The organism is Bradyrhizobium oligotrophicum S58 (assembly GCF_000344805.1).
In the GTDB taxonomy this organism is placed as follows: Bacteria; Pseudomonadota; Alphaproteobacteria; order Rhizobiales; family Xanthobacteraceae; genus Bradyrhizobium; species Bradyrhizobium oligotrophicum.
The window spans coordinates 3,086,641-3,100,526 of record NC_020453.1 but is presented as its reverse complement, the minus strand read 5'-3'; the positions used below and the strand labels follow the sequence as shown (position 1 = coordinate 3,100,526).

At 63.8% G+C, this 13,886-nt stretch carries 11 protein-coding genes and 1 pseudogene; 9 read left to right on the top strand and 3 right to left on the bottom strand.

The features are described 5' to 3' along the window. Positions 1–35: 35 nt before the first annotated feature. Positions 36–2,180, bottom strand: a complete 2,145-nt coding sequence (locus S58_RS13470) for an acetate--CoA ligase family protein (protein ID WP_015665876.1) — start codon at positions 2,178–2,180, stop codon at positions 36–38. Between the two features lie 221 nt (positions 2,181–2,401). On the opposite strand from S58_RS13470, the gene S58_RS13465 reads away from it, so the two are divergent. From S58_RS13465 to frc, 3 genes are all read left to right on the top strand, one after another. After that, positions 2,402–3,097 (top strand): GntR family transcriptional regulator, encoded by a 696-nt coding sequence (locus S58_RS13465; RefSeq protein WP_015665875.1) that lies wholly within the window; start codon positions 2,402–2,404, stop codon positions 3,095–3,097. A 72-nt stretch (positions 3,098–3,169) separates the two neighbouring features. Then, the gene (gene oxc / locus S58_RS13460; RefSeq protein WP_015665874.1) at positions 3,170–4,903 is read left to right on the top strand and encodes an oxalyl-CoA decarboxylase; all 1,734 of its coding nucleotides are present in this window, start codon (positions 3,170–3,172) and stop codon (positions 4,901–4,903) included. A 64-nt stretch (positions 4,904–4,967) separates the two neighbouring features. Then, positions 4,968–6,245, top strand: coding sequence for a formyl-CoA transferase (gene frc, locus S58_RS13455; protein ID WP_015665873.1), 1,278 nt, complete (start codon positions 4,968–4,970; stop codon positions 6,243–6,245). A 323-nt stretch (positions 6,246–6,568) separates the two neighbouring features. Here the strand turns inward: frc and S58_RS13450 are convergent, their stop codons facing one another. Continuing rightward, positions 6,569–7,156, bottom strand: coding sequence for a hypothetical protein (locus S58_RS13450; protein WP_015665872.1), 588 nt, complete (start codon positions 7,154–7,156; stop codon positions 6,569–6,571). Positions 7,157–7,228: 72 nt separating this feature from the next. Between S58_RS13450 and S58_RS35995 the strand changes: the two are divergent. Both S58_RS35995 and S58_RS13440 read left to right on the top strand, forming a co-directional pair. Continuing rightward, positions 7,229–7,655 (top strand): annotated as a pseudogene (locus S58_RS35995) (CoA transferase); the annotation flags it as partial. Between the two features lie 443 nt (positions 7,656–8,098). Continuing rightward, positions 8,099–9,082: a SphA family protein gene (locus S58_RS13440; protein WP_015665870.1), complete on the top strand. Its 984-nt coding sequence runs from the start codon at positions 8,099–8,101 to the stop codon at positions 9,080–9,082. Between the two features lie 86 nt (positions 9,083–9,168). Here S58_RS13440 and S58_RS13435 read toward each other — a convergent pair whose 3' ends face one another. Then, a complete protein-coding gene (locus tag S58_RS13435) occupies positions 9,169–10,077 on the bottom strand; it encodes a LysR family transcriptional regulator (protein WP_015665869.1) in 909 nt (302 codons plus the stop codon). A gap of 146 nt (positions 10,078–10,223) precedes the next feature. Between S58_RS13435 and S58_RS13430 the strand changes: the two genes are divergently transcribed. From S58_RS13430 to S58_RS13415, 4 genes are read left to right on the top strand one after another with little or no spacing between them, the layout of a single operon-like run. Beyond that, positions 10,224–11,381 (top strand): alpha/beta hydrolase family protein, encoded by a 1,158-nt coding sequence (locus S58_RS13430; RefSeq protein WP_015665868.1) that lies wholly within the window; start codon positions 10,224–10,226, stop codon positions 11,379–11,381. Positions 11,382–11,404: 23 nt separating this feature from the next. After that, complete coding sequence (locus S58_RS13425; protein ID WP_015665867.1) at positions 11,405–12,358, top strand: VOC family protein; 954 nt, start codon at positions 11,405–11,407, stop codon at positions 12,356–12,358. After that, a complete protein-coding gene (locus S58_RS13420; RefSeq protein ID WP_015665866.1) occupies positions 12,342–12,704 on the top strand; it encodes a Rieske (2Fe-2S) protein in 363 nt (120 codons plus the stop codon). Before S58_RS13425 ends, S58_RS13420 begins: the two co-directional genes overlap by 17 nt. A 38-nt stretch (positions 12,705–12,742) precedes the next feature. Further along, entirely contained in the window at positions 12,743–13,873 is a 1,131-nt protein-coding gene (locus S58_RS13415) for an FAD-dependent oxidoreductase (protein WP_015665865.1), read from the top strand. Positions 13,874–13,886 lie beyond the last annotated feature (13 nt).

The following is a 13,886-nucleotide window of genomic DNA, read 5'->3' as shown; positions in this document are numbered from 1 at the left end:
GGCTTGTGGCCGGAGCGGCATTCGCGTGAGATCAATCAGAGCAGGCCCGCACCGCGCGCCCACTTGTACTTGGCGCCGAGCACCTCGACCGGCAGCTCGGTCGAATAGGCGTAGGCCGGGATGCCGTTCTGGTAGAGATATTCGGCGGCTTCCTCGACCTCGACGTCGCCGGCGAGCGAGGCGACGATCGGCTTGACGAAGCCCTTGGCCTCCATCTCCTTCTTCACCTCGACCATGTTGCGCGCGAACACCATCGGCGGGGTGACGATCGTGTGCCAGTAGCCGAGGATCAGCGCGTGGATGCGGTCGTCCGACAGGCCGAGCTTGACCGTGTTCACATAGGTGATCGGCGGCTCGCCACCGGTGATGTCGACCGGATTTCCGGCGGCACCGAACGGCGGGATGAACTTGCGGAAGGCCGCATCGAGATCGGCCGGCATCGCCATCAGCGACAGGTCGTTGTCGACGACGGCGTCGGACAGCAGCACGCCCGAACCACCGGCGCCGGTGATGATGAGGACGTTCTCACCCTTCGGCGTCGGCAGCACCGGCACGCCGCGGGCGAATTCGAGCAGCTGGCGCAGCGAGCGGGCGCGGATGACGCCGGACTGCTTCAGCACGTCCTCATAGATCTTGTCGTTGCCGGCGAGCGCGCCGGTGTGCGACGAGGCAGCCTTGGCGCCGGCCGAGGTGCGGCCCGCCTTGAGCACGATGACCGGCTTCTTCTTGGAGACGCGCTTGGCAGCTTCCGCGAAGGCGCGGCCGTCCTTGAGATCCTCGCAGTGCTGCGCGATCAGGTTGGTGTTGGGGTCCTGCTCGAAGAAGGCCAGCAGATCGTCCTCGTCGATATCGGACTTGTTGCCGAGGCCCACGATCGCCGACACACCCATTTTCGCCGAGCGCGAAAAACCGATGATCGCCATGCCGATGCCGCCCGACTGCGACGACAGCGCCGCGTGGCCCTTGACGTCATAGGCGGTGCAGAAGGTCGCGCAGAGATTGGCCGGCGTGTAGTAGAAGCCGTAGATGTTCGGCCCCATCAGGCGGACATTGTACTTCTTGCCGATCTCGACGATCTCGGCCTGCAGCTCGGGCTCGTTGGCTTCGGCAAAGCCCGAGGGAATCAGCACCGCGCCGGGGATCTGCTTCTCGCCGCATTCGATCAACGCGCCGGCGACGAATTTTGCGGGGATCGCGAACACCGCGGTGTCGATCACGCCGGCGACGTCCTTGACGCTCTTATAGGCCTTGTAGCCGAGGATCTCGGACGCCTTGGGGTGGATCGGATAGATCTCGCCCTTGTAGCCGCCGTTGATCAGGTTCTTCATCACCGAGTTGCCGATCTTGCCGTCCTCGGCGGAGGCGCCGATCACGGCGATCGCCTTCGGCATCATGATCCGCTTCATGGCGGTCACGATTTCCTCGTTCGAGCGCGGCGCCGGACGCGGCTTGTAGTCGAAATCGACGACGATGCGGACGTCGGCGGCAATCGCGCCGTTCTTGGTTGCGAACACCGGGTTGAGATCGAGCTCGACGATCTCAGGGAAGTCGCTGACCAGCTGCGACACCTTGACGATGACGTCGGACAGCGCCTCGCGGCTGACCGCATCGCCGCCGCGCACGCCCTTGAGCATCTCATGCGCCTGGATGCCATCGAGCATCGACAGCGCGTCATCCTTGGTCGCGGGGGCGAGGCGGAATGTCACATCCTTCAACACCTCGACCAGCACGCCGCCCAGGCCGAAGGCCACCAGCTTGCCGAACGAACCGTCGGTGATCGAACCCACGATCACCTCGGTACCGCCGGTCAGCATCTGCTGCACCTGGATGCCTTCGATCTTGGCGTCGGCCTTGTACTTCTTCGCATTCGCGAGAATGGTCTCGTAGGCAGCCTTGGCATCGTCAGCGGTCTTGACGCCGACGATGACGCCGCCGGCTTCGGTCTTATGCAGAATGTCCGGGGAGACGATCTTCATAACGACCGGAAAACCCATGTCGCCGGCCAACTTGGCCGCCTCGGCGGCGGATTTGGCCAATCCCTCCTTCGGCACCGGAATGCCGTAGGCGTCGCAGACCACCTTGCCCTCGGGGGCGGTGAGGCTGCTGCGTTTATCGGCCTTCACCCGATCGAGAACTTCTCGAATCGTGGCCTTGGCATTGGGGATCGCGGCGTCAGACATGGGGCTTCCTCCTGAGGGACAGATATTTTATGGCATTTGGTATGCCAGAAGCAAACTTTGTCAAGCGCATCGAAGGTGTGGAAACGCTGAAAAAGCACGCAGTTGACAGTCTGGCATCTGGCATGCCAAAAATATTCGACGTAAAATGCTGTAAAGAGTGATCTCCCAAGGAGAGGAGATCGGTCTTGTCGACAGAGAAAACAAGCAAGGCATTGCCCATCATGGCCGAGGCCGACATCGCGATCACTCGCATCGCCCCGGAGACAAGCTTCAAGAACAAGGCTTACGAAGCCTTGCGGGAAGCGATCCTGAAGATGGACATCTACGCGTCGCCGGAGCCGGTGATGCTGGACGAGCGTGCGTTGTCGGAGCGTCTCGGTGTCAGCCGCACGCCCATTCGCGAAGCGATTGCGATGCTGGAGCAGGACGGTTTCGTGAAGACCGTGCCGCGGCGTGGCATCGTCGTCGTGCGCCGGACCAAGAGCGAGATCGTCGACATGATCCGCGCCTGGGCTGCGCTGGAAAGCATGGCCGCGCGCATGATCACGACGATCGCGCGCAAGAAGGACATCACCGCGCTGCGCGACTTCTTCAAGGATTTCGGCAAGGACCGTCCGCCGCAGGAGCACATCGAGGAATATTCGAAGGCGAACATCGCGTTTCATCAGGCGCTGATCTCGCTGTCGGAATCCCCCGTGCTCGTCGACATGACCAACGACATTCTCCTGCACGTGCGCGGCTATCGCCAGCTCACCATCGGACGCACCGACCGAATCGCGGCCTCCCTGCCCGAGCATCTCGCGATCATCGAGGCGCTGGAGGAACGCAACACCGAACTCGCCGAGAAGCGGGCGCGCGATCATACGCTTGGCCTTGCGACCTATGTCGAGACGCACGGGCAGGAATTATTCAGCTGATCCTTCAGCTGGCACTTTCAAACAGAAGAAGACGCCGAAGGCGCCTTCATGGACGACCAGGGAGAGAGGCGCATGGCGCAGACTGCGATCAAGACCGAGGCACCGGACACCCAGCAGGAGCTCACCGACGGCTTCCATCTCGTCATCGACGCGATGAAGCTGAACGGGATCGACACGATCTACAACGTGCCGGGCATTCCGATCACCGACCTCGGCCGCATGGCGCAGGCTGAAGGCATTCGCGTGCTCTCCTTCCGCCACGAACAGAATGCAGGCTATGCCGCTGCGATCGCCGGCTTCCTCACCAAGAAGCCCGGCGTTTGCCTCACCGTCTCGGCGCCTGGCTTCCTCAACGGTCTCACGGCGCTGGCCCACGCCACGACCAACTGCTTCCCGATGATCCTGGTCTCGGGCTCCTCGGAGCGCGAGATCGTCGACCTGCAGCAGGGCGACTACGAAGAGATGGATCAGCTCGCGATCGCCAAGCCGCTGTGCAAGGCGGCGTTCCGCGTGCTGCACGCGCAGGACATCGGCATCGGCTTCGCCCGCGCCATCCGCGCCGCAGTCTCCGGCCGTCCCGGCGGCGTGTACCTCGACCTGCCGGCAAAACTGTTCGGCCAGGTGATGAACGCCCAGGCCGGCGCCGCCTCGCTGGTCAAGGTGATCGATCCCTCGCCGGCCCAGATCCCCTCCCCCGACTCGGTCAAGCGCGCGCTCGATGTTCTCAAGAGCGCAAAGCGTCCGCTGATCATCCTCGGCAAGGGTGCCGCCTATGCGCAGGCCGATGAGGCGATCAAGAATTTCGTCGAAAAGAGCGGCGTGCCGTTCCTGCCGATGAGCATGGCCAAGGGCCTGCTGCCCGACCTGCATCCGCAGTGCGCCGGCGCGGCGCGCTCGACGGTGCTGAAGGACTCCGACGTCGTGATGCTGATCGGCGCCCGCCTCAACTGGCTGCTGTCGCACGGCAAGGGCAAGAGCTGGGGCGATGCGCCCAAGAAATTCATCCAGGTCGACATCGAGCCGAAGGAGATGGACTCCAACGTCGAGATCGCGGCCCCCGTGGTCGGCGACATCGGCTCGGTGGTCACGGCTTTCTCCGAGGCGATGGGCAGCAACTGGACCAAGGCTCCGGTCGAATGGCTGAGCGCGGTGCAGAAGAAGCGCGAGGACAACGTCGCCAAGATGGCGCCGCGCCTGATGAACAACAACTCGCCGATGGACTATCACGGCGCGCTCGGCGTGCTCCGCACCATCATCAAGGAGCGTCCGGACGCGATCCTGGTCAACGAGGGCGCCAACACGCTCGACCTCGCCCGCGGCGTCATCGACATGTACCAGCCGCGCAAGCGCCTGGACGTCGGCACCTGGGGCGTGATGGGCATCGGCATGGGCTCGGCGATCGCCGCGGCCGTCGAGACCGGTAAGCCGGTGCTGGCGATCGAGGGCGACAGCGCTTTCGGCTTCTCCGGCATGGAGGTCGAGACGATCTGCCGCTACAATCTGCCGATCTGCGTCGTCATCTTCAACAATGACGGCATCTATCGCGGTACCGACCAGAACTCGGCGGGCGACGATCCGGCCACCACCGTGTTCGTCAAGGGCGCCCGCTACGACAAGATGATGGAGGCCTTCGGCGGCGTCGGCGTCAACGCGACCTCGCCGGACGAGCTGAAGCGCGCCGTCAACGAGGCGATGGATTCCGGCAAGCCGACCTTGATCAATGCCGTGATCGATCCCGCTGCGGGCTCGGAGAGCGGCCGTATCGGCAACCTCAATCCGCAGAGCGTGCTGACCAAGAAGAAGTAAGGCCACCCGCAAGACATCACCTGCCCGCCAATGCGGGATGACCATTCGTTACGGAGAGCAACAAATGACCAAGGCGCTCGAGGGCGTTCGCATTCTCGACTTCACCCACGTCCAGTCCGGACCGACCTGCACCCAGCTGCTGGCCTGGTTCGGCGCCGACGTGATCAAGGTCGAGCGGCCGGGCGTGGGTGACATCACCCGCGGCCAGCTGCAGGACATTCCGAACGTGGATAGCCTCTATTTCACGATGCTGAACCACAACAAGCGATCGATCACGCTCGACACCAAGAACCCCAAGGGCAAGGAAGTCCTGACCGAGCTGATCAAGAAGTGCGACGTGCTGGTCGAGAATTTCGGCCCCGGCGTGCTCGATCGCATGGGCTTCCCCTGGGAGAAGATCCAGGCGATCAACCCGAAGATGATCGTCGCCTCGATCAAGGGCTTTGGCCCCGGACCGTACGAGGACTGCAAGGTCTACGAGAACGTCGCGCAGTGCACCGGCGGCGCCGCCTCGACCACCGGCTTCCGTGACGGCCTGCCGCTGGTGACCGGCGCGCAGATCGGCGATTCCGGCACCGGGCTTCATCTGGCGCTCGGCATCGTCACCGCGCTGTATCACCGCACCCATTCCGGCAAGGGCCAGCGCGTCACCGCCGCGATGCAGGACGGCGTCTTGAACCTGTGCCGCGTCAAACTGCGCGACCAGCAGCGCCTCGCTCACGGCCCGATGAAGGAATACAGCCAGTTCGGCGAAGGCATTCCGTTCGGCGACGCCGTGCCGCGCGCCGGCAACGATTCCGGCGGCGGCCAGCCCGGCCGCATCCTGAAGTGCAAGGGCTGGGAGACCGACCCGAACGCCTACATCTACTTCATCACCCAGGCCCCGGTCTGGGAGAAGATCTGCGACGTGATCGGCGAGCCCACCTGGAAGACCGATCCGAACTACGCCAAGCCCGCCGCCCGCCTGCCGCGCCTGAACGAGATCTTCGGCCGCATCGAGCAGTGGACCATGACCAAGACCAAGTTCGAGGCCATGGACATCCTCAACGAGTTCGACATCCCCTGCGGTCCCATTCTCTCGATGAAGGAGATCGCCGAGGACGAGTCGCTGCGCAAGACCGGCACGCTGGTCGAGGTCGACCACCCGACCCGCGGCAAGTACCTCTCGGTCGGCAACCCGATCAAGCTGTCGGACAGCCCCGCCGACGTCACCCGCTCGCCCCTGCTCGGCGAGCACACCGACGAGATCCTGCGCCAGGTGCTGGGCTTCAGCGACCATCAGGTCGCCGACATCCACGACTCCGGCGCGCTCGATCCGCCGCGCAAGGAAGCCGCGGAGTAAGCGGCGAACTACCCCCGGGAGCGGCGCGATCGACGCCGAACCTGCCTCCTATCGACATTAAGCCGCCGGTATCTCCGGCGGCTTTTTGCCCCTCGCATCTAGAAGCCCTCTCGGCCTACGGCCAACCCGACGATCGCTCCCGTATCGAGACCGTCCGGCATAAGAGACACAGCGGACTTAGCGCAGTCGTTAGCTTTTCAACTGCCTCTGCCCCACTACGGAACACAAACCAACCAGCTGTTCGCCAAAAGATTGCGGTCCCATATACGAAAGTCATCCTGCCGGTACCTGAGAATGGTCGGCACATGTCGGGCCTTGGATTTCTAGCGATCCAATTTTCGCAAGTCCGCCTTCACTGTATCAGCGAGGAGCGAACTCACCAAAGCATAGTATTTCGTCGCGATCTCAGAATCCGCCTGCTCTGTGAAATACGTGTCCCACGTCGGGTCCCATTTGAGCTTGTCTACGTCATACGCCGCGACCTTCTCCGATTTGAACGCATTGATCTTCGCCGGCATACCCGCACCTACATAGGTCAGGAAGGCGGCTTTCATGTATTCGTTGTATCGCTGCTCCGTCATATCTGACCAGTAAGGTCGATACATGAAGAATTGTCGATCCGACTCCCGCTTCTTTTCGACAACGCCTGGAGGAGTATAGGACCTAAAGTCCCCGACATCGGCGATGTAAATATAAATGATGTTTAACCGTCGACCGAGTTCGGCGTATATCTTCTGCTTCTCGGCAAGTATTTGCTCCTCGCGTTTGAGGAGGGCTCCACGTTCCTGGATCGCGTTGTTCACTACGAAGGTGAGCGCAACCAAAACCAACGGCGTCAGTATAGAAAGAATTACTTTCAAAAACTCAAGCTTGTACTCGCGGTGCTTGATAGCAATCTCTTGGGCATCCATTCGATCGCCCCCTGATTGGCACTCTAAGCACAACCTAGCATTGATGTCATAACTCGTCACGCACAAGCTTCAGCTCCTGCCTGGGACGAGATCTGCGGCGTGATCGGCGAGCCGATATGGATGACCGCTCCCAACTATGCCAAGCCGGCCGCCCGCCTGCCGCGCCTGAAACAGATTATGGACATCCTCAACGAGGCCGACATCCCCTGCGGCCCGATCCTGTCGATGAAGGAGATCGCCGAGGACGATTGGCTCGCCCAAGACCGGCACGCTGATCGAAGTCGACCACCCCACTCGCGGCAAGTATCTCTCGGTCGGCAACCCGATCAAGCTGTCGGACAGCCCGGCCGACGTGACACGCTCGCCGCTGCTCGGCGAGCACACCGACGAGATCCTGCGCCAGGTCCTCGGCTTCAGCGACCACCAGGTCACCGACATCCACGACTCCGGCGCACTCGATCCGCCGCGCAAGGAAGCCGCGGAGCAAGGGGTCGGCTGACGCCAAATACAACAGGTGCGGCGTGGACTGCTCGCCGCATCTGCCTCGCGCCATGCCTGCCGCGAGACCAGTCTCATCCACGGTGATCGGCGGCCCTCATGTTGAAAGAACCTGTCGCCAGATGCCTTTACAGCACGAATGTGACCTGGGAATCAGGCTGCGCCTTCAGATCGAAGCTGGGGCGCGTCGTGTGCCGTTCTGGAAGACCGCTCCGTTCGGGCTGAAGGCGATGTTGTCGGCGCTGCCGTCAAACGTCTGCCAGACGCAGGACAGCGCCACAATCAGAATATCAACCCTGTAAATATCTCAGATCAAAACGATCAATTTTACGAATACTCGGGGATCGCTCATCAATGACGTGATCGGTCGGGCGCGGGCGCGTCGCCATGAGGTCGGTCGGGGCAAGCTCGTTTCGCAGAAAACGCGCCGCCAAGGGGGGATTTATGACGAGAGGACTGAAGCGGTCCGCTTCCGTAGCGTTGATTCTGGCCGGGATGATCCAGGGCGCCTGGGCTGCCGAGAACGGAGCCACAAATTATCCAGCGGGGTCGCCCGGCGTGTTCATTGCGTCATTCCCGCCGATCCCCGGCCTGTTCGCGATCAGCCAGACCAGCTACACCAGCGCCAACGGCCTGTATGACGGACAGGGCAACAAGCTGCCGATCAACTTCAAGCTCTCCGCGGTGTCGGAGACGATGCGGTTTCTCGCGAGCTATCCGGGCGACTTTTTCGGAGCCCACGTCTATTCGCAGCTGGTGGTCCCGTTCGTCCACCTCGAAAGCACCAATCCCGGCGGATCGTTCCAGGCCAACGGTCTTGCCAACATCACCTTCTCGCCGATCATCCTGAGCTGGGCGCTGTCCCCCGTTCAGACCTTCACGGTCGGGCTGGATATCATGCCAAACACCGGCACCTATTCGGCGCGGCAGCCGCTCAATGTTGGCACAAACTACACGACGATCTCGCCCGTTCTCGCCTATCGCTATGCCGATCCAAGGGGCTTTGAATTCGCCGTCTCGCCGCGTCTGCTTCTCAACAACGCCAATACCGACTCGGTCAACGCCTTCACGCAGCTGACACAGCAGTACCGCAGCGGCGATGCGCTGGTGGTCGACTTCAATGCGGGCTACAATATCGGCGACTGGAAGCTCGGCGTCGTCGGCGGTTATACGCATCAGTATCAGGACGACAAGATCAACGGTGTCAAGGCATTCAATTTCGCCGGGGTGCAGGACGGCAACCGGTTGCGCTCGATCAATGCAGGTCCGTCGCTGACCTATAATGCGGGACGCTTCCAGATCAACGTGAACTACCAGCATACATTCTACGTCGAGAACGGCAGCCGTGGCGACACGGTCTGGGCCAATCTGGCATTCCCGCTTTGGGTGCCAGCGCCGCCGGCTGGCGCCGGGCCGGTCAAGCGCTGATTGGCGCAACGGATCCGATCGCTCGCGAACGACAAGCGGCCGGCGCCCTGCGCCGGCCGTTTGTCATGCGTACGGGCGGATGACGATCATGGGAGCTCGGCCACGACCTCGTGCATCAGTTTGCGCAGCCACAGCAGGCCGGCATCGTTAGAGCGATAGCGATGCCACTGCACGCGCTGCCGCAGAACCGGAAGTGCGATCGGCAGCTCGATGATGCGCAGTGGCAGACTGCGCAGTGCGGCGGTGGCAAGCCGCCGGTGCACGGTGGCGATCCGGTTCGTGCCGACGACGAGATGCGGGAGCGCGGTGAACGCGTAGACGGACACGTCCTCGCGGCGGTTGGTATTGCGCTGCTCCAGATAATGCGTTTCGAGCGATTGCGCCGCAATCGCCGGTCGCATCACGACGTGGGACGCGTCGGCGAAATCCTGCCGTGACAGCTTGCCCCTGCCATACTTTCCCTTGCTCCAGGCGATGACGCAGAAATCGTCCTCGAAGATCGGCTCCGACGGATGCAGCTTGGAGCTGAATTCCTCGGGGATGATCAGAAGGTCGACGTCGCCGCGCTCGAGCGCGCGCTCCGGCCGCTGCACCTGCTGCAGGAAGTCGAAGCGGATGCCGGGCGCGAGGGCTTCGCTGCGCGCCAGCAGCCGTGGGATCAACGTCACCAGCGTGTAGTCCGACGCCAGGATCTTGAAGCAGCGATCGGACTGCGCCGGATCGAACTGGGCAGACGAGGCGATGGCCCAGTCGACCCGCACCAGCAGGTCCCTGATCGAGTCCTTCAGCACCTCCGCCCGCGGCGTGAGCTCCATCCTGCGGCCGATCTTCACCAGCAGTTCGTCATCGAAATAGGTTCGCAGGCGCAGCAAAGCGTTGCTCATCGCCGACTGCGTCATGTTCATGCGCGCGGCAGCGCCGCTGACGCTGCGCAGATGCAGCAGATGGTCGAGCGCGACCAGCAGATTGAGGTCGAACTTGTTGTTGAAGCGCATCGGCGGCCTCCGCTCGAGGTATTCAAGAGATCAATGCAATCGATCTTGATAATCAATTTTTCGAAATGGTCAAATGACGCTATGCCAGACCTCGGGAAGAAACCTCGAAGGGGACGCGTGCCCGGTGGGCGCGTCGAAGTGCAATCATGTTCAAGTATTTTCCGACGAACTACGTCTGGAATCTCTCGGTCGATCTCGCGATCGAGATGGGCGCCCGGATCGGCGAAATCGAGGAGATGTGCGCGCCGCTGCAGGAGGCCGCGCGGCAGTCCGATGCCAGCGGCACGCAAGCGTTTCGTGAGACCTGGGTGCGGATGGCGGACAAGCTCTGTTCGCTCGCCGCCGAAGACGAGGCGAACGGACGGCTGCTGTCCGCTGGCGAGAAATATGGCCGCGCCGCGAGCTATCTCATCACTTGCGAGCGTCTGCAGGCCCATGATGCGCCCGGACGTCTGGCGCTCTACCGCAGATGTCTCGATGTCTTCGCCAAGGCAATTGCGCTGGCGCGGGAGAACTGCCAGCGCGTCGAGATCCCCTATGAAGGCTCGCACATCGCCGGTCTCCTGGTTCGCGCCGAAGGCTGCGACGGTCCTGCGCCGCTGCTGGTGCAGGTCAACGGCCTGGATTCGACCAAGGAGATGAAATACCGCGTCGGCCTGCCCGCGTGGCTCGCCAGGCGCGGCGTGTCGTCGCTGGTGATCGACCAGCCCGGATCGGGCGAGGCGCTGCGGCTGCAGGGCCTCACCGCGCGCTACGACAGCGAGCACTGGGCATCCCGTGTCGTCGACTGGCTCGAGACCCGCGGCGATGTCGACCCGAAGCGCATCGGTCTCGAGGGGGTCTCGCTGGGCGGCTATTATTGTCCGCGCGCGGTGGCTTTCGAGCCGCGCTTCGCCTGCGGCGTCGCGTGGGGCGCCAACCACGACTGGCGCGACGTGCAGAAGAAGCGTCTGCAGAAGGAAGGCAGTTTTCCGGTCCCGCATTATTGGGCGCATGTGCGCTGGGTGTGGGGCGCCAAGGATCAGGACGACTTCATGCGGATCGCCGAGCAGGTTCACCTCGACGGCATTCTCGACCGCATCAAGGTGCCGTTCCTGGTGACGCATGGCGAGAAGGACTCGCAGATCCCGCTGCATTGGGCGGAGCGGACCTATGAGCAGCTGGTCAATTCGCCGAAGCGCGAGCTGAAGGTCTTCACCGACCGTGAGGGCGGCGCGCAGCATGCGAGCTTCGACAACAGCATCAATGCCGGCCACTACATCGCGGACTGGGTGGCGGAGACGCTCGGCGCACGCGTCGCCTGAGATCGGGCATCAAGGAGCTGATCATGAAGATCGTTGGTTTGGAAAGCTTGGTATTCGGTGTCGACGACGTCAATGGCGCGTCGCGTTTTCTCGTCGACTACGGGCTTGCGCCCGTTGCGGTTTCCGATCGCGGCGGCCGCTTCGAGGCGATCGACGGGACGGCCGTTGTGATCGCGCAGCAGGACGATCCGGCGCTGCCACCGGCGCCCGTGCCGGGCTGCCGTCTGCGCAAGACGGTGATGGGCGTGGCCGACGAGGCGACGCTGGGCGCGATCGCGGCCGAGCTGCGGCGCGATCGCGAGGTCCGGCGGCTGCCCGACGGCGCGATCGAGTCGATCGACGATTCCGGCTTCGTGATCGGCTTTCAACTGACCGCGCGCCGGCCTTTCGTGCTGCCGGGCGAGCTCTCGAATGCGCCGGGCGGCGTGGTGTTCCGGCCGATCAACAGTCTCGGCGTGCCGCCGCCGGGCAGCGTGATCCGTCCGCGCTCACTGTCGCATGTGGTCTATTTCGTGCCCGACGTGATGAAGGCGGAAGCCTTCTACGTCAACCGCCTCGGCTTCCGCTGCACCGACCGCTTCACCGGCACCGGGCCGTTCCTGCAGCCCGGCGGCTCGCTCGACCATCACACCCATTTCCTGATCGGCGCGCCGCCGCACATGCACGGCGTGGAGCACTTCACGTTCCATTTCGGCGGTCCTTCCGAAATGATCACCAACGGCTATCGCTTCGTCGAGAAGGGCTATCAGGCGTTCTGGGGTCCCGGTCGTCACATTCTGGGATCGAACTGGTTCTGGTACTTCAACAGCCCGTTCGGCTGCCACATCGAGATGGATGCCGACATGGACCAGCATGATGCGAGCTGGCAGCCGCGCGAGGCGACCGCCTCGGCCGACAATTCGCAGGCCTTCCTGCTGAAGATGCGCAGCAAATGGTACCCCGGCCCAGGAATTCCCGAGAATGGCGACTACGCGTGAGGTCGGGCCGCCGGGGTGGGCTCGGCTGTGCCGCTCCGACGAGATCGGCGAAGCGCAATCGCGCGGCTTCGATCCGGACCATGAGGGGCAGGACAGCCTGTTCATCGTGCGATGGCAGGGAGACCTGCACGGCTGGCGCAACGCCTGTCCGCATATCGACGGCGCGCCGATGGCCTGGCGCAGGGACGCGTATCTCAACGCCGAGGGCACGCGTATCGTCTGTCACGCGCACGGTGCCGAGTTCATGCCCGACACCGGGCTGTGCGTGCAGGGGCCGTGCCGCGGCGAGCGGCTGAGCCGGATCGCGCTCGCCGTCGTCGACGGCGAGTTGTTCGTGAAGTCATAACACGCTCGCAAGGGCGGATTGCAGAGGGGGGAAGCACCATGGCAGTGGTGAGCAGGGTGCTGACGATCGGCGGCGGGTTTTCCGGCATGGCCGCGTCGATCCAGATGCGCAAGGCGGGCATCGCGGTCGATCTCGTCGAGGTCGACGCCAACTGGCGGCCGGAGGGCGCCGGCATCACGGTGAGCGGGCCGACCTTGCGCGCGCTCGAGACGATCGGCGTGTTCGCGGAGTTCGCGCGGCGCGGCCACACCGCTGACGGCGTCGATCTGGTCACGCCAGCGGGGCATCGGATCGGCGAGATCCCGACACCGAAGGCTGCGGGATCCGATGTGCCCGGCGGCGGCGGCATCATGCGGCCCGAACTCGGCCGCATCCTCGCGGATGCGACACGCGCCGCTGGCGTTCACGTGCGCGTCGGCTGCACCTCCACGCAGATCACCCAGTACGACGACGATGTCGAGGTCGCCTTCTCCGATGGCACGACCGGCCGCTATGATCTCGTCGTGGTCGCCGATGGCGTGCATTCGAAAACGCGAGCATTGCTGTTTCCCGAGATCAAGCCGCCGCAATATATCGGCCAGGTGGTCTGGCGCGCCGTGCTGCCGCGGCCGGCCGATATCGTGCGCCCGCGGATGTGGCTGGGCGGCGCGGTCAAGGCCGGTGTCAACCCGGTGTCGCCCAGCCACATGTACATGTTCGTGACCGAGGCGCGGCCGGAGAAGCTGCAGGCGGAGCGCGCGTCCTGGCCGCAGCTGGTCGCCGACCTGCTGGCGCCGTTCAGCGATCCCGTGCTGGTGGCGCTGCGGCCGCATCTGTTCGCTCCCGATGCCGCGATCGACTATCGGCCGCTCGCCAACCTGCTGGTGCCGGCGCCGTGGAATCGCGGCCGCGTCATCCTGATCGGCGACACCGTGGCCGCGACCACGCCGCATCTCGCCTCCGGCGCGGGCATCGGCATCGAGAGCGGCATCGTGCTGGCCGAGGAGCTGGCACGGGCGGCGACCCTGCAGGAGGCGTTCGACCGCTTCCATGCGCGCCGCTGGGAGCGCTGCCGCATGGTGATCGAGAACTCCGCCCAGCTCTGCCGCATCGAGATGGAGAACGGCGACAAGGCCGAGCACGCGAGGATCATGCGCGAATCGATCGTCGGGCTGACGCAGCCGATCTGAGCCGACATCAACG

Coding starts and splice junctions, on each gene's coding strand:
- S58_RS13470 (WP_015665876.1), bottom strand. CDS start 2,180: ATGTCTGACGCCGCGATCCCCAATGCCAAGGCCACGATTCGAGAAGTT.
- S58_RS13465 (WP_015665875.1), top strand. CDS start 2,402: ATGGCCGAGGCCGACATCGCGATCACTCGCATCGCCCCGGAGACAAGC.
- oxc (WP_015665874.1), top strand. CDS start 3,170: ATGGCGCAGACTGCGATCAAGACCGAGGCACCGGACACCCAGCAGGAG.
- frc (WP_015665873.1), top strand. CDS start 4,968: ATGACCAAGGCGCTCGAGGGCGTTCGCATTCTCGACTTCACCCACGTC.
- S58_RS13450 (WP_015665872.1), bottom strand. CDS start 7,156: ATGGATGCCCAAGAGATTGCTATCAAGCACCGCGAGTACAAGCTTGAG.
- S58_RS13440 (WP_015665870.1), top strand. CDS start 8,099: ATGACGAGAGGACTGAAGCGGTCCGCTTCCGTAGCGTTGATTCTGGCC.
- S58_RS13435 (WP_015665869.1), bottom strand. CDS start 10,077: ATGCGCTTCAACAACAAGTTCGACCTCAATCTGCTGGTCGCGCTCGAC.
- S58_RS13430 (WP_015665868.1), top strand. CDS start 10,224: ATGTTCAAGTATTTTCCGACGAACTACGTCTGGAATCTCTCGGTCGAT.
- S58_RS13425 (WP_015665867.1), top strand. CDS start 11,405: ATGAAGATCGTTGGTTTGGAAAGCTTGGTATTCGGTGTCGACGACGTC.
- S58_RS13420 (WP_015665866.1), top strand. CDS start 12,342: ATGGCGACTACGCGTGAGGTCGGGCCGCCGGGGTGGGCTCGGCTGTGC.
- S58_RS13415 (WP_015665865.1), top strand. CDS start 12,743: ATGGCAGTGGTGAGCAGGGTGCTGACGATCGGCGGCGGGTTTTCCGGC.